This is a genomic window from Emticicia sp. GW821-FHT11C11, from assembly GCF_058808615.1.
The window spans coordinates 306,596-329,959 of sequence record NZ_JBXARV010000003.1; the positions used below are offsets into that span (position 1 = coordinate 306,596).

23 protein-coding genes are annotated in these 23,364 nt (G+C 42.9%); 10 read left to right on the plus strand and 13 right to left on the minus strand.

Annotated features, from left to right (window positions below):
- Positions 1–61: 61 nt before the first annotated feature.
- Positions 62–1,954 carry an amidophosphoribosyltransferase gene (locus tag AC1RRY_RS16485; protein WP_492822606.1) on the plus strand — a complete coding sequence of 631 codons (1,893 nt, stop codon included), beginning with the start codon at positions 62–64 and terminating at the stop codon, positions 1,952–1,954.
- Positions 1,955–2,050: 96 nt separating this feature from the next.
- On the opposite strand, the gene AC1RRY_RS16490 is transcribed toward AC1RRY_RS16485, so the two are convergent.
- On the minus strand, positions 2,051–2,206 hold the full coding sequence (locus AC1RRY_RS16490; protein WP_492822604.1) for a hypothetical protein: 156 nt from the start codon (positions 2,204–2,206) through the stop codon (positions 2,051–2,053).
- Between the two features lie 440 nt (positions 2,207–2,646).
- Positions 2,647–3,051 (minus strand): LytR/AlgR family response regulator transcription factor, encoded by a 405-nt coding sequence (locus AC1RRY_RS16495; RefSeq protein ID WP_492822602.1) that lies wholly within the window; start codon positions 3,049–3,051, stop codon positions 2,647–2,649.
- A 272-nt stretch (positions 3,052–3,323) separates the two neighbouring features.
- Here AC1RRY_RS16495 and pheS point away from each other — a divergent pair, with 272 nt between their 5' ends.
- From pheS to AC1RRY_RS16510, 3 genes are all read left to right on the plus strand, one after another.
- Positions 3,324–4,361: a phenylalanine--tRNA ligase subunit alpha gene (pheS, locus tag AC1RRY_RS16500; RefSeq protein WP_492822600.1), complete on the plus strand. Its 1,038-nt coding sequence runs from the start codon at positions 3,324–3,326 to the stop codon at positions 4,359–4,361.
- Positions 4,362–4,610: 249 nt separating this feature from the next.
- Positions 4,611–5,594 carry a DUF2157 domain-containing protein gene (locus AC1RRY_RS16505; protein WP_492822598.1) on the plus strand — a complete coding sequence of 328 codons (984 nt, stop codon included), beginning with the start codon at positions 4,611–4,613 and terminating at the stop codon, positions 5,592–5,594.
- Complete coding sequence (locus AC1RRY_RS16510; RefSeq protein ID WP_492822596.1) at positions 5,591–6,748, plus strand: hypothetical protein; 1,158 nt, start codon at positions 5,591–5,593, stop codon at positions 6,746–6,748. The genes AC1RRY_RS16505 and AC1RRY_RS16510 overlap by 4 nt, the downstream gene beginning before the upstream one ends.
- Positions 6,749–6,967: 219 nt before the next feature.
- On the opposite strand, the gene AC1RRY_RS16515 is transcribed toward AC1RRY_RS16510, so the two are convergent.
- From AC1RRY_RS16515 to AC1RRY_RS16525, 3 genes are all read right to left on the minus strand, one after another.
- Positions 6,968–8,692 carry a VRR-NUC domain-containing protein gene (locus AC1RRY_RS16515; RefSeq protein ID WP_492822594.1) on the minus strand — a complete coding sequence of 575 codons (1,725 nt, stop codon included), beginning with the start codon at positions 8,690–8,692 and terminating at the stop codon, positions 6,968–6,970.
- Positions 8,693–8,716: 24 nt separating this feature from the next.
- The gene (locus tag AC1RRY_RS16520) at positions 8,717–9,490 is read right to left on the minus strand and encodes an MBL fold metallo-hydrolase (protein WP_492823136.1); all 774 of its coding nucleotides are present in this window, start codon (positions 9,488–9,490) and stop codon (positions 8,717–8,719) included.
- A 62-nt stretch (positions 9,491–9,552) separates the two neighbouring features.
- Positions 9,553–9,930 carry a response regulator gene (locus tag AC1RRY_RS16525; RefSeq protein ID WP_492822592.1) on the minus strand — a complete coding sequence of 126 codons (378 nt, stop codon included), beginning with the start codon at positions 9,928–9,930 and terminating at the stop codon, positions 9,553–9,555.
- Between the two features lie 150 nt (positions 9,931–10,080).
- On the opposite strand from AC1RRY_RS16525, the gene AC1RRY_RS16530 reads away from it, so the two are divergent.
- Positions 10,081–10,860, plus strand: coding sequence for a UDP-2,3-diacylglucosamine diphosphatase (locus AC1RRY_RS16530; protein ID WP_492822590.1), 780 nt, complete (start codon positions 10,081–10,083; stop codon positions 10,858–10,860).
- A gap of 67 nt (positions 10,861–10,927) precedes the next feature.
- Here the strand turns inward: AC1RRY_RS16530 and rfbC are convergent, their stop codons facing one another.
- Positions 10,928–11,458, minus strand: coding sequence for a dTDP-4-dehydrorhamnose 3,5-epimerase (rfbC, locus tag AC1RRY_RS16535; RefSeq protein ID WP_492822588.1), 531 nt, complete (start codon positions 11,456–11,458; stop codon positions 10,928–10,930).
- 162 nt (positions 11,459–11,620) lie between these two features.
- Between rfbC and pyrF the strand changes: the two genes are divergently transcribed.
- A complete protein-coding gene (gene pyrF, locus AC1RRY_RS16540; protein WP_492822586.1) occupies positions 11,621–12,457 on the plus strand; it encodes an orotidine-5'-phosphate decarboxylase in 837 nt (278 codons plus the stop codon).
- A 27-nt stretch (positions 12,458–12,484) separates the two neighbouring features.
- On the plus strand, positions 12,485–13,756 hold the full coding sequence (locus AC1RRY_RS16545) for a DUF2851 family protein (RefSeq protein WP_492822584.1): 1,272 nt from the start codon (positions 12,485–12,487) through the stop codon (positions 13,754–13,756).
- Positions 13,757–13,799: 43 nt separating this feature from the next.
- On the opposite strand, the gene AC1RRY_RS16550 is transcribed toward AC1RRY_RS16545, so the two are convergent.
- Together AC1RRY_RS16550 and AC1RRY_RS16555 are read right to left on the minus strand one after the other, a co-directional pair.
- Entirely contained in the window at positions 13,800–15,266 is a 1,467-nt protein-coding gene (locus tag AC1RRY_RS16550; protein ID WP_492823134.1) for a CCA tRNA nucleotidyltransferase, read from the minus strand.
- Between the two features lie 126 nt (positions 15,267–15,392).
- Positions 15,393–15,977: a DNA-3-methyladenine glycosylase gene (locus AC1RRY_RS16555; RefSeq protein ID WP_492822582.1), complete on the minus strand. Its 585-nt coding sequence runs from the start codon at positions 15,975–15,977 to the stop codon at positions 15,393–15,395.
- A gap of 30 nt (positions 15,978–16,007) precedes the next feature.
- On the opposite strand from AC1RRY_RS16555, the gene AC1RRY_RS16560 reads away from it, so the two are divergent.
- Together AC1RRY_RS16560 and AC1RRY_RS16565 are read left to right on the plus strand one after the other, a co-directional pair.
- Positions 16,008–16,889 (plus strand): phosphodiester glycosidase family protein, encoded by an 882-nt coding sequence (locus tag AC1RRY_RS16560; RefSeq protein ID WP_492822581.1) that lies wholly within the window; start codon positions 16,008–16,010, stop codon positions 16,887–16,889.
- A gap of 115 nt (positions 16,890–17,004) precedes the next feature.
- Positions 17,005–18,276, plus strand: a complete 1,272-nt coding sequence (locus AC1RRY_RS16565; protein ID WP_492823132.1) for an NADH-quinone oxidoreductase subunit D — start codon at positions 17,005–17,007, stop codon at positions 18,274–18,276.
- On the opposite strand, the gene AC1RRY_RS16570 is transcribed toward AC1RRY_RS16565, so the two are convergent.
- The 3 genes from AC1RRY_RS16570 to AC1RRY_RS16580 all read right to left on the minus strand — a co-directional run bounded on the left by AC1RRY_RS16570 (position 18,254) and on the right by AC1RRY_RS16580 (position 21,366).
- Positions 18,254–19,438, minus strand: a complete 1,185-nt coding sequence (locus tag AC1RRY_RS16570) for a lycopene cyclase family protein (RefSeq protein ID WP_492822580.1) — start codon at positions 19,436–19,438, stop codon at positions 18,254–18,256. The genes AC1RRY_RS16565 and AC1RRY_RS16570 overlap by 23 nt on opposite strands.
- An 83-nt stretch (positions 19,439–19,521) precedes the next feature.
- Complete coding sequence (lipA, locus tag AC1RRY_RS16575; protein ID WP_492822579.1) at positions 19,522–20,397, minus strand: lipoyl synthase; 876 nt, start codon at positions 20,395–20,397, stop codon at positions 19,522–19,524.
- Positions 20,398–20,484: 87 nt separating this feature from the next.
- Positions 20,485–21,366: a hypothetical protein gene (locus AC1RRY_RS16580; protein ID WP_492856620.1), complete on the minus strand. Its 882-nt coding sequence runs from the start codon at positions 21,364–21,366 to the stop codon at positions 20,485–20,487.
- Between the two features lie 118 nt (positions 21,367–21,484).
- Between AC1RRY_RS16580 and AC1RRY_RS16585 the strand changes: the two genes are divergently transcribed.
- Positions 21,485–21,913 carry an OsmC family protein gene (locus AC1RRY_RS16585; protein WP_492822575.1) on the plus strand — a complete coding sequence of 143 codons (429 nt, stop codon included), beginning with the start codon at positions 21,485–21,487 and terminating at the stop codon, positions 21,911–21,913.
- 36 nt (positions 21,914–21,949) lie between these two features.
- On the opposite strand, the gene ytxJ is transcribed toward AC1RRY_RS16585, so the two are convergent.
- Positions 21,950–22,288 carry a bacillithiol system redox-active protein YtxJ gene (ytxJ, locus tag AC1RRY_RS16590; RefSeq protein WP_492822573.1) on the minus strand — a complete coding sequence of 113 codons (339 nt, stop codon included), beginning with the start codon at positions 22,286–22,288 and terminating at the stop codon, positions 21,950–21,952.
- 81 nt (positions 22,289–22,369) lie between these two features.
- Complete coding sequence (locus tag AC1RRY_RS16595) at positions 22,370–23,167, minus strand: hypothetical protein (protein ID WP_492822571.1); 798 nt, start codon at positions 23,165–23,167, stop codon at positions 22,370–22,372.
- Between the last annotated feature and the right edge of the window lie 197 nt (positions 23,168–23,364).

Sequence of the window (23,364 nt, forward strand, 5' to 3'; positions counted from 1 at the left end):
TTCTTTGTAGGTGATGCATATTCTTAAGAGATTTGTATGACACAATCTTCAAAACTTCATAATGAGCGACGAAATTAAACACGAATGCGGTATTGCTCTCATTCGTCTTCGTAAACCCCTCCAATATTATATTGATAAATACGGCACGCCCCTTTATGGCATTAAGCGTCTGTATGTTTTGATGGAAAAACAATCGAATCGCGGACAGGACGGCGCCGGTGTGGGAAATGTGAAGTTGGATGTGCCTCCGGGTAGCCGGTACATCAGCCGTTATCGTTCGGTTGAAAACCGCCCGATAACCGATATTTTCAATAAAATCAATGAGAAGTATCGGGATGTGCTACGCAATAATCCGGATAAGTTTAAAGACTCAAAATGGTTGCAGGAGAACGTGGCGTATTCGGGAGAAGTATGGTTGGGGCACCTTCGGTATGGTACACACGGAAAAAATGAAATAGAAAACTGCCACCCAATGCTTCGTCAAAGTAACTGGCGTAGCCGTAACATGCTCATGGCAGGAAACTTTAACATGACCAATGCCGAAGAGCTGTTTAAGAAACTGGTAAAACTGGGTCAGCATCCGAAAGACAAGGGAGATACGGTAACGGTGATGGAGAAAATCGGTCATTTTCTGGATGAAGAAAATCAAAGGGTTTTTGACCGTTTTAAAGGAATATACGAGAATCCGGCACTTTCGGATATCATTGAAGATAACATGGACCTACCACGGGTTTTATACCGTGCCTGTCGTGATTTTGACGGCGGTTATGCCATGGCTGGTATTACAGGTTTTGGAGCTTCGTTTGTGGTAAGAGACCCTGCGGGGATTCGTCCGGCCTATTACTGGGCTAATGACGAAGTAGTAGTAGTAGCCTCTGAAAAACCCGCAATTAAAGCTGCTTTCAATGCAAATTATGAAGAAATAGCAGAGATTCAACCGGGCAATGCCCTGATAATTGATAAGCACGGAGAATACAATGAGTTTCAGATCATGAAACCATTGGAGAAAAAATCCTGCAGCTTTGAGCGGATTTATTTCTCACGTGGTTCAGATCCACAAATCTATGATGAGCGTAAGAAACTGGGCCGATTACTGATACCGCAGATACTCGAGAAGATTGATTATGACCTTGAGAATACCGTGTTCTCGTATATACCAAATACGGCAGAAATGGCCTTTTTCGGTATGGTTGAGGGGCTGGAAGAATACCTTGCCGACTGGCGACTGAAGCGTATTACAGATGGCAACCTATCGCCGGAAGAAATCAAGAAGGTGTTGTCGTTCAGGCCGAGGATAGAAAAACTGGTGTCGAAGGATGTAAAGTTGCGAACCTTTATTACGAACGACGACGAACGGGATGAGATGGTGTCGCACGTGTATGAAATGACCTACGAGGTAATCAGAAAAGGTATAGATACCGTAGTGGTGATTGATGACTCTATTGTGCGCGGAACTACGCTTGAAAAGAGTATTCTGAAAATGCTTGACAGGCTCGGGCCTAAGAAAATTATCATTGTGTCGTCGGCTCCGCAAATCCGTTACCCTGATTGCTACGGTATCGATATGTCAAAAATGAAAGAATTTGTGGCGTTCAGAGCAATGCTTGACCTGCTGAAGAAAAATGGCATTGAGTATATGAAACAAGAGGTTTATGCCCAGAGCGTAGGCGCCTTGCAGACCAACAATGCTTTTGAAGAGAATTATGTGAAGCAACTGTATAGTAAATTTACTGATGAAGAAGTTTCGGATAAGATTGCCGAGATCGTAACGCCAGAAGGTATGAATGCAGAGGTTTCTATGGTGTATCAGACGGTTGAGAATTTACATAATGCTTGTCCGAATCATTTGGGTGACTGGTATTTTACGGGCAATTATCCAACCAAAGGAGGTAACCGGGTAGTAAATCAGGCGTTTGTTAACTTTATGGAAGGTAAACTGGTAAGAGCATATTAAAAACTGAGGAAATAAGAAAGGGTGCAAATCATATTTTAGTGATTTGCACCCTTTTGCTTGATATAAATCTGATATAATAAAATACTTAACCGCGGACTACTCCGACGTATTACCCGCTTTTTTCTTTTTTCTGGGCAGACTAAACACATTGTTGGTCACTTCTTTCATACCAATCAGACGCAAAACATCACGTAAATCGATTACTTCCTGAATGGGCAATGTCCCTTTTGCCGAAATACTTGCAGTTTTCATTATCGTATTTTATTTTATGCTGTTGACAAATTGTGCTAACAAAGTTAAGTTGCAAAGCGAATATTCGCTAAAGAATTTGCCAATTTTCTCGGGAAATTTATCGAGCGGTTAAGGCCTTTCAAATGAGTATGGCAGGTCTTTAAATCTTTGTGATATTTCCGAATTAAATCGGTGCACATACCGATGAATATTGCCAGAATTACTGTTTCAGGAGAACCCGGAAAGGGTCTTTCCGGCCTAAGCAGTAATGGAATAAACTATCGGCAACTCATTTGCATAGCCAACAGTTGATAGCAAATCGGTAGCCTTTAAAAAAGCGTATAATTAAAAAGCAACCGCCCAATGAGCTGTTGCTTTATTCATCACCTAACCACTAAAAAGTATTATGAATGATAACACCGTTTGTCTTTTTTCTTAGCTTTTATGGAGCGTCACACCATTCAGGTGTTATGAAAAAAAACAAGTTTGTTAATTACTTCTTTTAATCTTCTTCGGGCCACCTCCAGTTGCCCGCCACCTTCTATTCTTACTTCCCCTGCATTTTTTTCAACATCAACACCCTGCACAAACATCATGTTGACAATATGCGATTTATGTATTCTGAGAAACAACTCTTCCCCCAACAGTTTTTCAAAGGTTTTCAGTGTTCTGGCAGTTATGTATTCTCCGTTTTGCGTGTATACATAAGTATAGTTGCATTCGCCCTGCAGCCTGACAATTTTCTTTAATGGAATTTTTATCCATCTGTTTGAATAATAAACCTTGATAAGCTGCTTATCAGCTGAGTATCCTGGCTGGCTAAAAGTAGTTTTCACTTTTTGCTGCCTGAAATCAATCTTGTCCATGTGTAGACGGGGTTTTAAGCCCAAACATAATTTTTAAACGGAAATTATGCAACCACAAGAAAAGAGTTGATTTTTGTAAAATATTGATAATGAATCTTTTGGGTAAAAAGCAAGAAGCAAAATACAGTAATTTCCCCTAAGGAATTACGTAAAATTACGCAAGCGTTTTCATGGTCTATTATATAAGTACAATACTGACTTCTCTGTAAAAATATACTTTATAATTACAATATGCATATATTTGTGAAAAAATTTATCAAACGGCAAAAGACGTGTTAGACAGAATTAAGGAAGTAATAGACGAAATAACCGTTGCTACAGTGGGTAGCAAGGAAGATCTGGAAAATTTTCGCCTGAAGTACATTAGTCGCAAAGGTATTCTGAACGACTTGTTCGAGCAGTTCAAGACAGTAGCCAATGAGCAGAAACGCGCGGTAGGACAGGAACTGAACAAACTCAAAACTTTTACCGAACAACGATTTAAAGATTTCTCTGAGGTACTTGAAAACGCCTCTGACGATTCAGCCGGAAGTGGGAAACTGGATCTGACGCTTCCTGTAGCGCCCAATTTTGCCGGAACCGTGCATCCGCTTACACTTACCCGCCAGCGTGTGTTGGAAGTATTTGCACGGATGGGCTTCAGCCATGAAGATGGCCCTGAGGTAGAAACGGACTGGTATAATTTTACGGCTTTGAATTTTGCCGAAAACCACCCGGCACGCGAAATGCAGGATACTTTCTTTGTAGAGAAAAAGGCTACTCAGAAAGACGACGTGCTGTTGCGTACGCATACCTCAAATGTGCAGGTGCGCTTAATGGAGAGAAAGAAACCGCCGATCCGGTCAATCATGATAGGCCGTGTGTATCGTAATGAAGCCATATCGGCACGTGCACACTGTCAGTTTCATCAGATAGAAGGATTATATGTAGATAAAAACGTAAGCTTCAAAGACCTGAAGGATACGTTGTATCATTTTGCGAAAGAGATGTTCGGGAAAGATACAAAGATTCGCCTGCGGCCGAGTTATTTTCCTTTCACCGAGCCAAGCGCTGAAATAGATGTGTCTTGCTTTATTTGTGGAGGCAAGGGTTGTAATATCTGCAAGCAAAGTGGTTGGGTTGAAATTGCTGGCTCGGGCATGGTAGATCCTAACGTTTTGCAAAACAGTGGCATTGACCCTGAAGAATATACCGGCTTTGCATTTGGTATGGGTGTAGAGCGTATTACCATGTTGCGCTACGGTATTAATGACCTGCGTCTGTTTTTTGAAAACGATGTGCGCTTCTTAAGACAATTTGAAGGCGCCTGAGAATAATAAGGTATGATGGAAAACTCCACCCGCAAGGTGGAGTTTTTTTATTTATACTGGTGCCGCCAGTAGGGGTTGGTATTTATTTGAGAGTATCCTGAATTTTTTCAGAGAAGAAATGCCGGAATCTGAATAGAATTTTTTAACCTTGTAGCACCTGTGGCGCGATTTTTTTAGTATTAAATCTGCATACCAAAAGCAAGTAAGGTAAATACTGTTTCAATATCAATCTTATTCAACCAGAAGCGTGTGACATCTATTATGAAGCATCCGGCACTTTTAAAAACATTGACTGAAAACGGAATTATTCCGAACGCGCAGTCGGCAAAGATTTTGCAGCATGAGACAACCAAGCCATTCTCGATTCACTGGGAGCTGAGAACTTTTTTATACGCGGGTATTGTGCTGCTGGGAACAGGTTTGGGTACCGTGATTTATGAAAACATTGATTCTTTTGGCCATACGGTATTGATCGGATTAATTGTAGTATCGTTTCTGGGTTGCTTGTGGTATGCTTTTAAACACAGAAGACCTTTTAGCTGGCAGGAGGTATCGACAAGCGAGAAGCTCGACGATTTTGCTTTACTGGCTGCCTGTGTGTTGTTCCTTACCCTGGAAGGCTACCTGCAATACCAATATACTATTTTTGGCACGCGTTATGGTCTGGTTACTTTTTTACCGGCAGTGCTTTTTTTCTTTCTTGCCTATCGGTTCGATCACCGCGCAGTGCTTTCTATGGCCATCACGGCTTTTGCTTCGTGGGTAGGAGTCAATATTGCACCCATCAGGCTGTGGCAGCAAAAGAACTTTACAACGGTTGATATCACCAATATTTCTATTCTGCTGGGTGTGGCGTTGATGGTAATGGGTTTTATAAGCGGATACAAAAAGCTGAAAGCCCACTTTGCGTTTAACTATCTCATATTCGGTTCAAATATTGCTTTTGTAGCCGGGTTGGCAGGTTTATTTCAGTTTGACGTGAAACTGATGTACATGAGCCTGATTGGCGCGCTAAGCTTTGGCAGTGTCTGGTATGGTCGTAAAACACAGTCGTATCTGTTTTTGCTGATGGGTGTGCTGTATGGTTACATTGCCTTTACTTATTTTATTTTCTACCGGGATTGGGCACAGGGGCTTGATTTTACAATTTACACCTTATACTACGTCATATCTGCGGTTGGAATAGTACTGTTTCTTATTAATATCAAACAAATAATAGGGCTAAAGAAATGAAAAAGGCATATAACGAAACCTGGGTTGATAATATAGAGAGTCAGGCTGTTATTAGGGAATGGCATGAAGAAAACGCACTGAACGACACGCAATATGAGAAGGCTACGGAATTGTTTCCGGTAAATTTTTACCAGCCTAATGTATTCATAGAGTTCGGCTTGTTTATGTTTACTAATCTGGCTATATCGGCAGCTTTTGGTTTTCTGGTTGTTACGCTTTTTGAAGACGCAATCAATACCAGTAGGGGGCTTGCTGCGGTCTGTTTTGCTTTTAGTGTATTGCTGCTTTTTTTGCTCGAATATTTTATCAGATCCAGAAAACTTTACCGGTCAGGTACCGACAATGCTCTACTCTATGTGGCCATCGGCTCTCTGCTGACTGCCATCTTTGCGGTTACAGATTTCAAATGGTCTTTGTATATATATTATTTGGTGTCGTTGGTGGTGTTTATTCCATTTCTTTTGCGTTATGGTGACCCTTTTGTAGCTGTAGGTATTTTTGTGGCCTGGATTGGCCTCTGGTTCACGTTTGCCATTGAGTTTCCGATCGGCAGGCAAGTACTGTCTTTTGTAATCATGTGCGTGTCGGTAGTGAGTTTTGTATTTGCCAAATGGTGGCAGAAAAAAGATAACTCTGCCTATTATGCCGATGCTCAGATTTGTATCGAGACCGGAAGCCTCATAAGTTTCTATATGGGTGCTAACTACTGGGTAGCACGCGAAGGCAATGCCTTTCTGAATAATCTTGAAACCTCAACGGAGATAACTTTTGCCCCTTTGTTTTATGTGTTGACTGTCGCCATTCCTTTGGGATATTTGGTATGGGGACTTAAAAATCAGGATAGAAAAATGGTGCTGGTTGGTATTGCTGCTGCCTGGTTTGATGTATTTACTTTTCGATATTATTTCTCTGACTTACCCATTGAGTGGTTCATGACCCTGGGTGGGGCTTTTTTGGTGGCTTTTGCTGTATGGGGTATCTGGTTTTTCCGCACGCCTAAATGGGGCTTGGCTTACCGACAAACAAGAACAAATCAGGAGAGCGACCTCGAAGCTTTTCTTATAAATCAGGTACTGCCGCATCAGGGACAAGGCGATAAAATGAAGTTTGGTGGTGGGAACTTTGGTGGTGGAGGAACGGGAGGAAAATATTGAGTGATTTGGTGAATGAGTGAATTAGTGATTAGTCTTGAACTTTGATTTAGCGGATTAAATGATTTAGGAGTTGCATTTAAATCCCAATGAAATTGTGCAACATCGAGTACTTAAGGTACATTGTGGCTAACATTAAAGCGAAGTATTTGATAACCATAATATTCACTACGAGGCATAACTCCATTAAGGCAATGCTTCGCGGTTTTTATAATCGCTCAATCACTCATTCACCAAATCACTCAATTCTTTTTCCCAGAACACCCGCAAAACCTTAGAATTAACCCCTACTTCCTTAAAAAAATGTAGCCAGAAAAGCTGCTGATTAGAAAGGTTATCAGTCGGCGATTTCACTTCTACAAAACAATATTCGTTGCCATCCCACATAAACAGGTCGGGGAAACCACGCAGGTTTTCTACCAGGTTTTTCGACATCTCGTGCAGAATCTTTTTCAAGGCTACAAAATCGATTACTTCAACTGCTTTTCGTACCACCAGCCACATATCTTCCAGCCAGGGTACAAAAGGATTAGCAATGCCAAATTTAGATTCGTAGTGTTCGCCCATGTATACCAGCAACGACTGAATATTATCAAAGCCATCCAGATGACTGATGATTAAGTCCTTTCGTTTTTCGTAGAAATCGGGCAGGTATAAGTCGGATGGTCGGCGTTGAAACGGATGATGAAAGGCAACCAGACTGGGGTCGAAGACGATATCCCAGAATATCAAGCCAAAAATAGCCCGCCAGACGTAGTTTTCAGAGAAAACAGCCAGTTTGCCATTATTCTGGTAGTAATCAACCACCCCCATTTCTACCTGACGCCTGAATGTTTCTGAAATAGTGATGCACTCCGATCGGTGCAACCACGAAGTAGTACTCTTTTTATATACCCGTTTTTTGCTATTTACGTAATTGATGAAGTCGAAGGCAAAGAACTTCTCATCGGCATTTTTCGGAAACTCAATCATCAACTGACAAAGTGAAAGGGCTTCGTCAATGTATCCCAGTTTTTGCAGTGTTCGCGCCTGACGCTCGCGTGACGGTACTTGTTCCGTCAGCCGGAATGTGCTCAGCGCTTCGTCATACAGCTTACTTTTTTCCAGAAAAGTGCCCACTTTCAGTATGAGCCTTTCATAGGCCGGTTTGGCAACCTCGCTTAGGTCGTTTACCGAATCGGTAAAGTTCATGAACCAGTCGTAGATTTCAAGCGGTGGTGCTGTGTCTTTCAACTGTGTGAATAAATCGTTCTGGTCAGTAATCAGCCATTTATCTTCGGCGTCTTTGCGGGTAGTGAAACGCGCCACCAGTTTGTCGTCGTCGTGGCTTTCGTATTGAATCAAACCCAGGTCACGTACAACAAACTCGGTCATGTCGAGGTAGCGGTTACCGAAGAATAGAAATTTCATAAAGGTCACTTCAAATTCAAAGCACACTTTTACGATGGGTTCCATATCTCTGGCTGCTTCGGCTATTTCTTCAAAACTGAAATCACGTAACAGAGCCTCTACCAGTTCGTCTTTCTTAAGTTTCCTGTATGATATCCTTTCTGATTTCGGCAAATGTTCCTGCTGTGCAGCTATAATGGTTGCAAACCGGCCAGCCAGCTCGTCTTTACCGAAAACCCCCAGTAACTCTTTGCCAAAGGTTTCATGTTTTGACGCGTTGACATGCTCTATAAACTCCCTTTCAAGCAGTTCGTTCAGCAGTGCAGGAATATCCTCCAGTTCGGCATAAGATAGCTTATTGATTTTGAAAAACAGGCCTTTACGGTTGCTGAATCTTATAAACAGACATTGGGCGTCTTCGCTGAGGCAGTAGAATTTTCTCAGGAAACGCCATTCGTTTTCATTCAGGATATGGCGATACTTCTCCTGCACAAAATCTAACAGGTAATTAAAATAATCGAGATAATATTTAGGAGGAAGCTCGTTTTGTTCTGCCATACTGATAGAAACAAAATTCAGGTATCAAGGGTTCGGAAGCTTGAGTTTAAGTCCATCGTAAGCCAGATGAATGTTAGCCGGAAGCTCTTTTTCTACCTCGGCATGTAAACCCATTTTGTGGCTGATGTGCGTAAGATACGTGAGCGGGGCATTGATTTTCTGCGCCACTTCAATGGCCTGGCCCAGTGTGTAGTGAGAGATGTGCGGCTCCCGTTGCAAAGCACCCAGCACCAGTACTTCGGTGCCGTATATTTTTTCCATTTCCTGTTCAGAAATGTAGTTGACATCAGTAATATACGTAAAGCCCCCTATACGGAAACCTAACACGGGCAGGAGATGGTGCAGCACTTCAACAGGAGTAAACCGGATACCCTCTATTTCAATGGGTTGAGACGCTATTTCGTTCAGATTGAGCAGTGGAACACCCGGATATTTGATGTCGTCGAAGGCATAGGCGTACTCACGTTTCAATTGATTCAGCACACGGGCATGTCCGAAGATATTCAGATGCCGGATACCGTTGAGGTAATTGTAGGGGCGCACGTCGTCGAGTCCTGCGGTGTGATCTTTATGTTCGTGCGTATAGATGATGGCATCAAGCTGGGGTATTCGCTCGCGCATGGCCTGCTGCCTGAAATCGGGGCCGGTATCAATAACAAAGTGCTTGCCGTTTACTTCTATCCAGACCGATACCCGCAAACGCTTGTCTCTGAAATCTAAAGAATTACAGATCTCGCATCCGCAAGTAAGAACGGGAATACCCGCCGAAGTACCTGTTCCTAGAAAAGTTACCTGCATGCCGGAGAAAACGGCAGGCAATCTGAAAGGATTGCTACCGGAAAATTATAGACTCGTTAGAATTACTCAGTGAGACTCTTTACTACTGTTACCAGTTTGTCAAAATTCAGGGGCTTCATTAAAGCATCGTTGAATCCTGCCTTTGTAAAATCATCTTCGGTATAGTTTTTGGCGTTTCCGGTAATAGCCACAGCCGGAATACCCGCTTTTTTCTTATCGCTCAATTCACGAATAGCCTTGATACACTCCATTCCATCCATGATAGGCATATTGATGTCAAGAAGAAGGATGTCGAAATCTTCTTTTTCAAGCAATTGCATCACTTGTTCACCGTTTTTTACAGAAGTTATCTCAAAATTCTGAAACTCCAGAATTTTCTTGGCCAGGTTCAGAATGACTGAACTGTCTTCGGCTATTAACACTCGTTTCGTAGATGGCATATAGATTTCTAAGTTTGGTCTCTGCTATTTTGGTGTAAAGATAAGGAAAGAAGATTTTTAACAAAATCAAATTTTACTAAAGCCTGATAAAATATGTATTTTTGCAAGAAATAGTGCTTGAACCAATTTTTGAACTCCAACATTACAGGCTTGAACCGAATCTTATCACCCGGAAAAAAGATATATTTTGCTTCTGATTTTCATCTGGGGGCGCCTACACACCAGGATAGCATCCATCGGGAAAAACAACTTATAGCCTGGCTGGAGAGCATCAGGCACGATGCCGAAATCATTTTTCTGGTAGGCGATTTGTTCGATTTCTGGTTTGAATACAAGCGCGTAGTGCCCAAAGGATTTGTGCGGTTTCTGGGTAAACTGGCAGAGTTGTCGGATGCAGGCATTGAGATAATTATTTTTCTGGGCAACCGCGATATGTGGATGACGGATTATTTCGAAACCGAGCTGAATATACAGACCATCAGACGCCCCAGGAACTTTGTTTTTAACGGAAAGAAATTCCTGATCGGGCATGGTGACGGCTTGGGCAAAGGTGACTACGGCTATAAGATTCTACAGGTGATATTTGAGGGAAAGCTACCACGTTTTTTGTTTAATTATATAATGCCTGCTAATCTGGGTATGTATCTTGGGTATTTATGGACTAAATTAAGCTGGCGAAAAAAGAATAGGCCAAAGCAGTATCTGGGTGACGACAAAGACCAACTGGTGATTTTTTCGAAAGAAGTGGAAGCCGTTGAACACCACGACTATTATATATTCGGACACCAGCACATCAAGGTAGATATAAGAATATCAGATACTGCGCGCTATATTAATCTGGGCGACTGGATATGGTACTACAGTTATGCTGTTTTTGATGGAAACGATGTAACGTTGAAATCGTTTAAAGAAGGAAACGAAGATTCATAAATATTAGACAGAAAAAGGCGCACTTGTGCGCCTTTTGTATAGTTAGATTATGAGATTCTCAATCAGTTCAGAACAGGTCCTTCATTCGGGGTAGTTCCAGGTCTTTCTGCGAGATGTTCGGGTTTTCAATTCCCCAATCGATATTCAAATCAGGGTCATTCCAGATAATACCCCCTTCTGAGGCCTTGTTGTAGAAATTAGTACATTTATAGGTAAACAGACAAGGTTCCAACGCCAGAAAACCATGGGCAAATCCGGTTGGTATATAAACCATGTTTTGCAGGGCGGCATCCAGAATAAATTTCTGATGCTGGCCGAAAGTTGGAGAATCGGGGCGCAAATCAACTACTACATCCAATACTTTGCCGATAATCACTCTTACTAGTTTCCCTTGTGCATGCGGTTCTCTTTGAAAATGCAAACCTCTGAGGACACCTGCCGAAGATGACGACTGGTTGTCCTGAACAAAATCAAACGGAATGCCGTTGTCGGCAAAGGCTTTTTTGTGATATGATTCCAGAAAATATCCTCTTTCATCACCAAAAATACGTGGGTGTATTTCAATTAAACCTTCAATAGATGTATGTCTGAACTCCATTATTCCTTTAAATTCTTTTTGATCTGGCTTGTGTAATTATAGCCTGTGGTTTATGACCTATTTTCAATAAGTTATGCAAAAGTAATATTTCTTCAATAATTTCAACTCTGTGATTGAATTAAATCAGCAGAATTACAGAAATTTGCTGAAATTTTTCCCATTATGACAAAGAAAGAACTTTTTGACCAGATTCTTCAAAAGAAGTCGTATTTATGTGTAGGGCTTGATACCGACCTGAAGAAAATTCCGGCACATCTGCTGAAAACCGATGATCCGGTTTTTGAATTCAACCGCCGGATAATAGATGCCACTGCACCGTATGCCGTAGCTTATAAACCCAATATTGCCTTTTATGAGGCCATGGGGGTGAAAGGTTGGGAGAGTCTGCAAAAAACAATGGAGTATATACCCAAAGAATGTTTTACCATTGCCGATGCCAAGAGAGGAGATATAGGCAATACTTCAGAGTTATATGCCCGCACTTTTTTCGATAAAAGTTCTTCCGGTTTTGATTTCGATTCGGTTACCGTAGCACCCTATATGGGGCGTGACTCCGTGCAGCCTTTTCTGGCCTTTGAAGGTAAGTGGGTTATATTACTGGCGTTGACATCGAACATCGGCAGTAATGATTTTCAACACCTGCGTGTAGAGGTTGACGGTGAGAAAAAGGCTTTATTTGAACAGGTATTGGTGAGGTCGCAGGAATGGGGTGGTAGTGATGCCATGATGTATGTAATAGGAGCCACTCAGGCCGATAAACTGGCAGAAGTACGTAAAATAGTGCCTGAGCATTTTCTGCTCGTGCCGGGTGTTGGTGCGCAGGGGGGGAGCCTCGAAGAGGTATCTCGCCACGGAATGAATGCTCAGTGCGGATTGCTCGTTAATTCGGCAAGGGCCATTATCTATGCTTCCGGCGGAACTGATTTTGCCGAAGTGGCGGCCCGCGAAGCAGAAAAAGTACAACAGGAAATGGAGAAGTATCTCAATGAATTAATCTGATATTAGGGTCTTGTAGTTTTAAAAGCTATGACAGAATCGTTTATTCACTACCTGTGGCAATTTCAACAATTTGACAAATTTTTGCTGCGAACTACAAATGATGAACCCCTGCGGGTATTGAAAACCGGTATGCTGAATACAGATGCCGGGCCTGATTTTTTGCAGGCAAGGACACTGATTGGGGAGATAGAGTGGGTTGGGAATGTAGAAATGCACCTCAAGGCATCAGACTGGAACGTGCATCAGCACCAGTTTAATCCGGCCTACAACAATGTGATTCTACACGTGGTGTGGGAAAACGACAAGCCTGTTATGAGGGCCAATGGCAGTGAGATACCGACTCTTGAATTGAAAGCCATTACTGATATTGCTCTACTGGATAAGTATGAGTTGCTGATGAGCAACAAAAGTGTGATACCCTGTGCAGCGCAATTTGGCGGGGTATCTGATCTGGCCAGAATTACTACGCTCGACAAAGTATTAACCCGCCGACTGATACAGAAGGCTAAGGTAGTAGAAGACCTGCTGGAGCAGAACGATGGCGACTGGGAAGAAACAGCCTACCAATTATTGGCTAAAAACTTTGGGTTTAAACTTAATTCAGACGCCTTTCTACGGTTGGCGCAGAATCTGCCTCTGAAAGTACTGCAAAAGCACAGAGACAATTTGTTGCAAACGGAAGCGATGTTATTTGGGCAGGCAGGGCTTTTGACGGATACTGATGATTACTCAGTCAGACTCATACAGGAATATGAGTTTTTTGCAGCCAAGTTTTCGCTGAATGACAGACAGCTACAGGCACATGAATGGAAACTGCTTCGAACCAGACCTGCCAATTTTCCTACCATCAGAATAGCACAACTTGCCCGGGTGGTTACCCGGCAGCAAAGTTTTTTCTCTTTGTTTACACAGACGCTATCATTGGATGAGCTTCGGAAAGCACTGCAGGTGGAGCAGTCAGACTACTGGCAGCAGCATTATCACTTCGGGAGAAAAGCAGCACGACGGAACAATGGTCTGGGTAGAGGATCGATAGACATTTTACTGATTAATACAGTGATACCCCTGCTGGCGTGTTATGCCCTGAAGACAGATAATCTGACTTATATGGATAGGGCAGTGGCATTTCTGGAATCTTTCCCTGCCGAGAGTAATCATATTACTGATATGTGGAAAACGTTGGGGTTACAAATCAAAACCGCCTTTGATGCACAGGCGAGTATAGAACTCTACAATCATTTCTGTACACAAAAGAAGTGCCTGCAATGCCCTGTAGGCATTGAGCTATTGAAAAGGTAAGAGTTTGGTCAGTATTCTTTTACATTCAGCGTTTTCGCCAAAACTAAGGTGTAGGCTCAATTGTTTGCAGATGGGCTCTTATTTCGTCTCTTGATTTTACCGGTCTCAGGTTCAGTTTTTCACCTTCGGCTATCATGAAATCATAGGCGGTGTCGAAATCGTTAGGAATGATTCCTTCCAGAATGGCTTCTCTGATCGTAACTTTTATACTTCCGACTTCGCGTGACGGTTTCAGGTCGAACGCCTCCATGATGATTTCACCGGTAATAACCGGCTGAAAATTGCGCAGTTTATCTTTGGTTTCCAGTTCTATCAGCATTTCTTCTACCTTATCAAAATTGCCAAGATAGCGCCGCACCCGGTTAGGGTCTTTGGAGGTAATATCAGCCCGGCACAAAATCATCAGGGCCTCTATTTCATTACCGGCTTCAAACAATAAACGGCGCAAGGCCGAGTCGGTAACGCCTTCTTTGGCCAGTGCAATAGGACGCAGGTGCAGTCTCACCAGTTTTTTTACCATTTTCATTTTGGCGTCGAGCGGGAGTTTCAGCTTACGGAAAATCCCCGGGGTCATTTTAGAACCCAGTTCCTCATGCCCATGGAATGTCCAGCCCACTTTGGGATGAAAGCGCTTGGTGGCAGGTTTGGCGATGTCGTGCAGAATAGCCGCCCAGCGCAACCACAGGTCGTTTGATTTGACAGCTACATTATCCAATACCTGCAGGGTATGGTAAAAATTATCTTTGTGCCCTTTGCCGTCTTGTGTTTCTACGCCCTGCAATTCACAGAACTCAGGGAAAATCAACTGCAATAAACCGGTATAATACAAGAGCTTAAAGCCATACGACGGTGTTTTTGAAAGTATGATTTTGTTCAGTTCGTCAGTGATGCGCTCCTGTGAAACAATAGCGATGCGGTCTTTCATGGCGGCGATGGCATCGAAGGTGCTGCCTTCAATATCAAAACCCAGCTGAGAGGCGAAACGGATGGCTCGCATCATACGCAGAGGGTCGTCAGAGAAAGTTATCTCCGGACCCAGCGGCGTACGGATAATTTTCTTCCGGATGTCTTCTACACCACCGAAAGGATCGATGAGTTGTCCGAAGTCTTTGATATTCAGCGATATCCCCAATGCATTGATAGTGAAGTCGCGGCGGTTCTGGTCGTCTTCCAGTGTGCCGTCTTCCACAGCAGGCTTGCGGGAGTCGTGGCGATAAGACTCTTTACGGGCCCCTACAAATTCAACCTCCAGATCGTTGAGTTTAATCTGTGCTGTGCCAAAGTTCTTAAAGTAACTTACGTGGATGTTGTCGCCTAGTTTAGAGGCCACCCGTTCGGCCAGACCAATGCCACTACCCAGACACACCACATCTATATCTTTATTTGGTCGATTCAATATCAGATCGCGCACATATCCGCCAATCACGTAGGCTTCAAGCCCTAACTCTGTTGCCGACTGCGCGATGGTTTCAAATATCGGTTCGTTTATTATATGCTCTTTAAAATTCATCATAATCACATTTTTTCAGGCAAAAAGTGCCGAAAACTAATCAGGACGGCAATTTATTGAAGAAATTTTAATTGAACACCGAAAAACTGACATTATTTGAGCGGTGCCATAAACGGTAGGAGGAAATCACCTGGCAATTTTGCTGACAAATTTGTTGTCTTTCATATAGAACCGGTAAAGTAAATCGGCCCCTTGCGTAATGCCAATTCGGGTGGTGGTCACAATGTTAAAACTTTCGTTTTCAGGCGGCAGGCAATAAAAAGTATCCTCATAAACAGGTAGAAAATTGAAGTCACGGGTGATACCCATCGCCGTTACCAGCTTGCCCGGCCCGCTGCACAGGTTTTTCAGTTGATTGGTGTGACGTCTTTGTTTCATCAGTTCAATTCCCTCTACCGGTTCAAGCGCACGTATCAGCACGGCTTCGCCCGTATCTTTTGCACCGCTTACAATATTAAAGCAATGATAAACGCCGTATATGAAATATACATAGGAAAGCCCGGGGCTTTCGAACATGGCTGCATTTCGTGGCGTTTTTTTTCGGTAAGCATGGCAGGCAGGGTCGTTTTGCAGATAAGCCTCCGTTTCAACGATGATACCAGAGGTGCGTCCTGCCGGGCTCTCATGAACCAGCGTGCAGCCTATCAGTTTTTCAGCCAGCGTGAGGGTATCATATTTTTCGTAAAATTCTTTGGGAAGAATGTGTTGCATCAGTACTTTTGACAAAATAATCCGGTTCAAATGTATAAAAAAATCCTCTGCCTTTTATTAATCACACAGTTTTGCTTCGCACAGAAAGACTCACAGACTATCATTTCAACATTCTGGAAGACACAGCCCCTGGGCTATGGTATTGTCTGGAAAAGCTATCATTTCAATAAAAAAGAATTGTTTGAAGGTAATCAACTGATTAATATTCTTGAAAGCCCGCTCAAAAACAAAAAAGTGAGATTCGGATTCGTAGCAGCCGACGAGAAAAAGGCTGATACCACTGCTAAAAGATTACTGTTGCCTACCAGCCAATTAGCTGCCAGGAGCGGAGCGATAGCGGCTGTAAACGCAGGATTTTTTGATACCAAAAATGGTGGTGCGGTTGATTTTCTGAAAATAGACGGCCGGGTGATAGACACCACCCGTGTAGCGAATGTACCCCGCCTGCCAAGAAATGTTATCTCGGCTGTTATTATCCACCGGAATCGCGTAAAAATTCTGAAGGGCGGGCTGACACCCGGTTGGGAGAAAAGCATACCGGCTGAAAATGTATTGCTTACGGGGCCATTGTTGCTGGCAGATGGCGAAGCGGTAAATCTGGAGAAAACGGCTTTCAACGATAACCGGCACCCCAGAACCTGTGCCTGTATCACTAACGATAAAAAATTACTTTTAATAACGGTTGACGGCCGAAGCAGCGAAGCCTATGGTATGACACTGCATGAGCTTACCTCATTGGCCAAAGCACTGAATTGTAAAACTGCCATTAATTTTGATGGTGGTGGCTCAACTACGATGTACATTCAGAACCAACCAGACAATGGCGTGGTCAATTATCCGACGGATAATAAAATATTTGACCATGCCGGAGAACGCTCTGTAAGCAATATTTTCGTAATTTTGAAAAAGTGAAAGAGGAGATAAAAGGATTATTCAATCATGTAGAGCCGCAATGCATTGCGGTTTTGAGTAGAATCAGGTTAATCCTGAATTGATTTAAATGTGCAGACAGACCTCTGAAGACGCAATGCATAGCGATTCTACTAAAAATCACTTGATAAACCACATTATTCCAAATCGTATTTTGAAATCTGTTCAATATAAATACCGTCCTGATAACCTCAGCAACTCAGAGCCTAACAAGTATAAGCCCGAGAACCTGCGGTCGGAAGAAATGATTCTGAACCTGGGGCCTCAGCATCCGTCTACCCACGGGGTGTTGCGGCTTGAGGTAGTGACTGACGGAGAAATAGTGGTTGATGTGATTCCGCATCTGGGTTATCTGCACCGGTGTTTTGAAAAACATGCCCAAAGCCTTCCATTTAATCAGATCATCCCCTATGTTGACCGTCTGGATTACCTGGGCGCTATGAACAGCGAACACGCCTATGTAATGGGTGTTGAAAAAATGCTGGGCATTGATAAAGACATTCCGAAACGGGTAGAGTACATCAGGGTGCTGGTGGCAGAGTTGAACCGCATTGCCTCACATTTTATTGCCATTGGTACTTATGCGCTTGACATCGGAGCCTATACGCCTTTCCTGTGGCTTTTTCGTGACCGTGAGCATATCATGCGTTTGCTTGAATGGACTTGCGGCGCGCGGATGCTCTATAATTATATATGGGTAGGAGGCTTGTTTTACGACCTGCCCGTGGGCTTTGAAGAGCGCTGCGAATCGCTTGTTAAATACCTGAAACCCAAGCTGGTTGAATTACAGCAACTGGTTATCGAAAACCATATATTCATTAACCGTACAGCTAATGTGGGTGTACTGCCACTTCCAGTAGCCATTAATTATGGCTGTACCGGGCCTGTATTACGCGGCTCAGGTTTGAGATGGGATTTAAGAAAAGTAGATGGGTACTCGGTGTATCCTGAGCTGGACTTTGATATACCCATTGGCAAGGGTGAAGCCGGAAAAGTGGGCGATTGCTGGGATAGAAACCATGTAAGGGTGCTGGAATGCCACGAGTCAATCAGAATCATTGAGCAATGTCTGGAAAAACTTACTAAAGAACACAAACGCACGCAGGAATTTGACCCGCAGGCATTGGTGCCGAAGAAGATTCGACCGCCGAAAATGGATTTTTATGCCCGTGCCGAAAGCACCAAAGGAGAACTGGGTTTTTATTTCAGAACTGACGGGCGATCGGATGTGCCTTTACGGGTAAAAGCGCGCGCCTGTTCTTTTAACAATCTTTCTGTTCTGCCGGAAATATCGCGGGGAGGTATGATTGCCGATCTGATTGCTTGTATTGGCTCTATTGATATTGTTATGGGCGAGGTTGACCGCTAAATTTTCCTTTTATTTTTCTTATAATTACAGCTGCCGTGGCCGTTATGAACTTCCGTTTAGGCACTGTGTTCATTATTTTCAGGTCTTCCCACAGAGTGGTGTCACCATCTAAAAAACGAAATACGAGAGCAGGAGGATTGTTGCGGTAGAGACCTGCAAAAATATCCGCGGCCTGGTGTCGTTTTTGTTCGAGCACATTCAGCAGTACCGAGGCATAAAAACGGAATCTTTTGTTGAATATGCCTCGTTTGGTTGTAGGAATACCTTTTTTCTCCAGATTTTCTACCAGTTGTTTCAGCTTTCGTTGTGTATGAGTGAAAGTGTATCCCGTAGCAGGATTGGTATAACCGCCGGCGGTGCCTATTCTCACTACATGCGGGCTGGGGCGCTCCTCTGTGCTTACGTCGCTCATGGGTATTATGCCAAACTCTTCTTCCAGTATGCGGTAATCCTGCCATTGCAGGGAATCGCTCAGGTAGTTTTTTAAAGCGGCATCATATTCTTCAGGTTGCAGCAGTGTTTCGCTGAAAACGGTGTATTCTACCAATGCTGTTTGTGCATCAAAGGGTAGTATATATATAAATCGGCAATCGCTTTTTTGATCGATATTGAAATTCATCATTACCGGTACTTCAGGATTGAAACAGGGTTGCCCGGTCGATATTACATATCCTTTAAAATGTTGCAACAGATTATGATTGTGCTTGAGAGTAAGATTCAATTGATACGTGCTGTCAAAAACATAAGTTGCTTTAAACGACTGTCCGTTTTGGGTTTCTACAATAGCGCCGTCTATATCTTCCTTAATCTCTGAAACAGAATCTTTCAGCCATTCAACACCCTCATACTTTTTCAGTTCGCCAATTACAAAATCGTAGAAATCTTTTCCGCGTAGTAGTTTGTATTGATATCCGTCCAAATTTAATGTCTGCACATGGCCGTCGGCATCAATCAGTTGCACGGTGGCCCATTTTCTGAACAGGATATCTTCAAAAGTATTGTCGCCTTGTTCCCAGAATGCCCACGTACGATCATTTTTGTTTTTTTCCTGCGGTTCAATGAGCAACACAGATTTCCCGGCCAGTTTACTGTTTTTCAGGTAGTAAGCCAGTGAAAGCCCGGCCATGCCGCCGCCACAGATAATGTAATCGTAGTGTTTCATGAACCAATTGTCAGGAATAAAAAGCCCCTCTCACCATAAATAGGAAAGAGGGGTATTTTTAAAAATATGCTTGAAATTTGTCTCTACACGTGTACGTGGCGTTCGGCATGGTAGCTTGAACGTACCAGCGGGCCAGACTCTACGTATTTAATGCCGCGTTTCAGTCCTTCTTCTTTATACATGGCAAAGGTATCAGGGTGTATAAACTCTATTACCTCGTGGTGCATTTTAGTAGGTTGCAGGTATTGACCCAGCGTCAGAATATCCAAACCGTTTTCAGCCAGATCGTCCATTGCTTTAAAAACCTCATCTATGGTTTCACCCAAACCCAGCATAATGCCCGATTTGGTACGTTTACCGTATTCTTTGGTACGGCGGGTTTGTTCAAGACTGCGGGCATATTTAGCCTGTGGGCGCACATTGCGGTACAAACGCTCGACGGTTTCCATGTTATGCGAAACCACTTCCTGTCCGGCTGATATCATCCGGTATAGGGCTTCCCAGTTACTTTTGGTATCGGGTATCAGTGTTTCAATGGTAGTCTGAGGAGTTGTTTCTTTCACGGCTCTCACGGTCTGATACCATATTTCTGCCCCTTTATCTTTCAGTTCATCCCGGTTTACCGACGTAAGCACGGCATGTTTTACCTGCATCAGCTTAATGGCTTCTGCTACGCGTCGTGGTTCGTCAGTATCATATTCATTCGGCCGGCCGGTGGCCACCGCACAGAATGTGCAACTGCGTGTACATACGTTTCCTAAAATCATAAAAGTTGCCGTACCCTCGCCCCAGCATTCGCCCATGTTGGGGCAATTGCCAGACTGGCAAATGGTATGCAATTTATTCTCATCAACTAAACTACGTACTTTTTTGAAATTTTCGCCGATAGGTAGCTTGACCCTCAACCAATCGGGGCGGCGAGTTCGTTGTTCGGTAATTACAACGGATGTGTCTGTCATGTTCGTATCTACTAAAAGTTTTGGGCGATAGCCCTAAGATTTACAAAAGTATTGAAATAATACTTTGTAAAAACAATTTATTGCCGATTACTTACTCTTGTTTTGCTTTTTATTGCCAAAATAGATGGTCAGATAACCTGCACTATAGAAACGCGAATTGGTGGTCATTTGGTTCGACATAATCTCGGGAGCCTTATTGAAAAATTCTGCAGTAATGCCGATTTCGAAACCGGTGAGGTTGTTACCGAAAGTATTCATGTCAATATTGGCAGCTAATTTGGCATGTGCGCCGGGAATTACCTTCATACCGGTGAAGAAGTCCTGCCAGATACCGGCCGAGCCTTGTATACGGTTAAAATCATTATGGATGTTGGGGTCAAACTGCACCACATCTATTGCACCACGCCCGTTTCTGTCATATTTAATGTAATAAGGCTTCTGAATACCGATTGACGGCCCCACTGCGGCAATTACACTGATGCCTATGCCGTCGTCACCGTTTTTCTTAAAGTATACTATTTCGCGGCCGTATTCCGGGCGAAGCGAGAAGAAATAGTTTCTTTTGCCGTAAATTACCCGGTTGGCAATGGTAGTGGCTTCTGATTTCTCTTTCTTATTTTTTACGTTCACGGCTTCAAAAGCAATGTACTGGTGAACGGGATTCCACTTGTAAGAACCAATGGTCTTAGAATGCCTAACCACCAGACCTCCCAATAAGCCTGAATTGGTATTGGTTGTTAATCCGTATGCCAACATTTTATAATCTTCTTTTTTCCTCTCTGTTTTTTTGGAATCAGGTTTGGGGGAACTGGGAGGGGGTGTAGAAGATCTCCTCTGCGCAAAGCTGCCTGTTACTACAAGCAAAAGCACCATACTTAGTACACCTATTTTCACGGGCGAAAAATTTATAATTCTCTTATTACCGACAATGGTAGTTAAAGATAGAATCTTTTTTAATAATACCAACATTAAAATTATCTAAATTGTTGTACCGAAACTGTTTTTTTGCAAAGTACTTATTTTAAACGTAATTTTGAATAGCATTATTCAACAAAATGCCATAATTTCTTAAAATTTCTATTAAAAAATGCCAACTTCTAAAATTACTTACCTCGGTGGGCTTCGTACGGAAGCCGTGCACCTGCAATCGGGTACACAAATTGTTACCGATGCTCCTGTTGATAACCACGGAAAAGGGGAGGCTTTTTCTCCTACCGATCTTACCGCAACGTCGTTGGGTAGCTGTGCCATGACCGTCATGGGCATTGCCGCACGCCGCGATGAAATTGATTTTACCGGTTCTGAAATTGAGGTTACGAAGGTGATGTCGGCAGAGCTGCCGCGTAAAATAGTAAAAGTGGAGGTGCATTTTACCATGCAGACCCCCGAAGAACTGAGCGAAGAGGTAAAACAGAAATATATACGTATTGCGCATACATGCCCGGTGGCGCTAAGCCTGCACCCCGATATTGAACAGGTGTTCAATTTTAAATGGCATGTGGCAGAAACAGCCTAAACAGAAAGAGGAAGCACCTGCTTCCTCTTTTTTATTCTACGCCACCTGATTCACTATTTCATCAAATCTGATTTCAAAATGTGAGGCATCGTAGGTGCATTCACCGTTTTGTATCAACAATACCTGTGGTGACTGATGCTCAATAGCAAAGGCCTGCGCAATTTTGCCGGATATGTTTCTGTAGCGAAGTAAGTCCAGAAAAAACGGTTCTATGTCTTTCGCCTTTTCGGTATCCCAGGCGCGTTCTATCCGCCCTAATGAGGCTGCACTGATTGAACAGGTTGTGCTGTGTTTAAAAACTAAAACCGGATGCTGAAAAGATTTTTGTCTGATTTCTTCTATCTGTAATTCGTCGTTTATGGTCTGCCAATTCATGAGTAATAAACTTTGATTTAGTTAAATTTTAAACCAAAATACAAACGTAAAAGTTTCGGAATTACTGTATTAAAGCAGGTTTCAGGGGCGGTAGTTGCGATAGATAAGCCTGATGTTGAGAACTTTGATAGACACTATTCTGGCCACGTTGGAGCGTTTCATGAATTTTACGAATTTGGAAATCAAGCCGGGGTAATTAGGTATAGCAGCCTTGTCGTTCTGGTTAAGCGCCACCGCCCGGGTGATACAGTAATAAGCCAGTGCATTGGTGACATCCATCAACGAATGCACAAACGGATTCTGATTGATAAAATAAAACTGGCTGTAGAAGATATCCTTTATAAGAATGACCGTAACGGCTACTACGCCTACCCAGTAGCTTTTCTTGTTTACCGGTCTGAAATATCCAAGCACCAATAATACGAATAGCTCAAACGCATAGAGTACGGTTACAATGAATACGGCGTCAGGAATAACCTTGAGTAGCACAAACCCGAAAAAGAAGAAAACGAAGCCGGCCGGGATAGTAACTTTCAGCATGTTTTTCTTTTCCAGATTATATACCCGTGCACCCTCTTTCTGAAAAATGATAATATAAATGAGGTGTACTATACAGGTAAGCGTTATCTGTGTGAGCTCGCCGCTGTTTTTGTAGTTAACGTATATCGATAAGTCGGAGAAGGCGCCCAGCCCACAGGCAAAATACATCAACTTGTCTATACCAGTTTGCTCCCAGTTGCGGGCAAACCCATAGTAAATACCCATGAGTGGCATAAGCAGTGTGGTACCTATCAGCAGTGCGATTCGACTCTCGTTCAGAAACACATAAATATTAAATATTACTAGTATTGCCAGTAATATGGTAATAACTCTTGGCATGAGTTAATTTTATCAAAATTCGGTTTTGTCTTAACTATCTTGATGCAAAGTTACTAAAAAGTTCGTGAAATTGCCCCTTTTGGTACCGCTAAAGCATAATTTTAATGCAGTTTTCATGTGCAGAATCTCTTGCCGGCTTAACGTTGTCTATACGTAAAATACATGAAATGAAGCCGTTTTTCTATCAACTAAGACTT

Coding starts and splice junctions, on each gene's coding strand:
- AC1RRY_RS16560 (WP_492822581.1), top strand. CDS start 16,008: ATGTATAAAAAAATCCTCTGCCTTTTATTAATCACACAGTTTTGCTTC.
- AC1RRY_RS16550 (WP_492823134.1), bottom strand. CDS start 15,266: ATGAATTTTAAAGAGCATATAATAAACGAACCGATATTTGAAACCATC.
- lipA (WP_492822579.1), bottom strand. CDS start 20,397: ATGACAGACACATCCGTTGTAATTACCGAACAACGAACTCGCCGCCCC.
- ytxJ (WP_492822573.1), bottom strand. CDS start 22,288: ATGAATTGGCAGACCATAAACGACGAATTACAGATAGAAGAAATCAGA.
- AC1RRY_RS16555 (WP_492822582.1), bottom strand. CDS start 15,977: ATGCAACACATTCTTCCCAAAGAATTTTACGAAAAATATGATACCCTC.
- AC1RRY_RS16485 (WP_492822606.1), top strand. CDS start 62: ATGAGCGACGAAATTAAACACGAATGCGGTATTGCTCTCATTCGTCTT.
- pyrF (WP_492822586.1), top strand. CDS start 11,621: ATGACAAAGAAAGAACTTTTTGACCAGATTCTTCAAAAGAAGTCGTAT.
- AC1RRY_RS16580 (WP_492856620.1), bottom strand. CDS start 21,366: ATGTTGGTATTATTAAAAAAGATTCTATCTTTAACTACCATTGTCGGT.
- rfbC (WP_492822588.1), bottom strand. CDS start 11,458: ATGGAGTTCAGACATACATCTATTGAAGGTTTAATTGAAATACACCCA.
- AC1RRY_RS16545 (WP_492822584.1), top strand. CDS start 12,485: ATGACAGAATCGTTTATTCACTACCTGTGGCAATTTCAACAATTTGAC.
- AC1RRY_RS16595 (WP_492822571.1), bottom strand. CDS start 23,167: ATGCCAAGAGTTATTACCATATTACTGGCAATACTAGTAATATTTAAT.
- AC1RRY_RS16585 (WP_492822575.1), top strand. CDS start 21,485: ATGCCAACTTCTAAAATTACTTACCTCGGTGGGCTTCGTACGGAAGCC.
- AC1RRY_RS16510 (WP_492822596.1), top strand. CDS start 5,591: ATGAAAAAGGCATATAACGAAACCTGGGTTGATAATATAGAGAGTCAG.
- AC1RRY_RS16565 (WP_492823132.1), top strand. CDS start 17,005: ATGCATAGCGATTCTACTAAAAATCACTTGATAAACCACATTATTCCA.
- AC1RRY_RS16490 (WP_492822604.1), bottom strand. CDS start 2,206: ATGAAAACTGCAAGTATTTCGGCAAAAGGGACATTGCCCATTCAGGAA.
- AC1RRY_RS16495 (WP_492822602.1), bottom strand. CDS start 3,051: ATGGACAAGATTGATTTCAGGCAGCAAAAAGTGAAAACTACTTTTAGC.
- AC1RRY_RS16520 (WP_492823136.1), bottom strand. CDS start 9,490: ATGCAGGTAACTTTTCTAGGAACAGGTACTTCGGCGGGTATTCCCGTT.
- AC1RRY_RS16525 (WP_492822592.1), bottom strand. CDS start 9,930: ATGCCATCTACGAAACGAGTGTTAATAGCCGAAGACAGTTCAGTCATT.
- AC1RRY_RS16570 (WP_492822580.1), bottom strand. CDS start 19,438: ATGAAACACTACGATTACATTATCTGTGGCGGCGGCATGGCCGGGCTT.
- AC1RRY_RS16515 (WP_492822594.1), bottom strand. CDS start 8,692: ATGGCAGAACAAAACGAGCTTCCTCCTAAATATTATCTCGATTATTTT.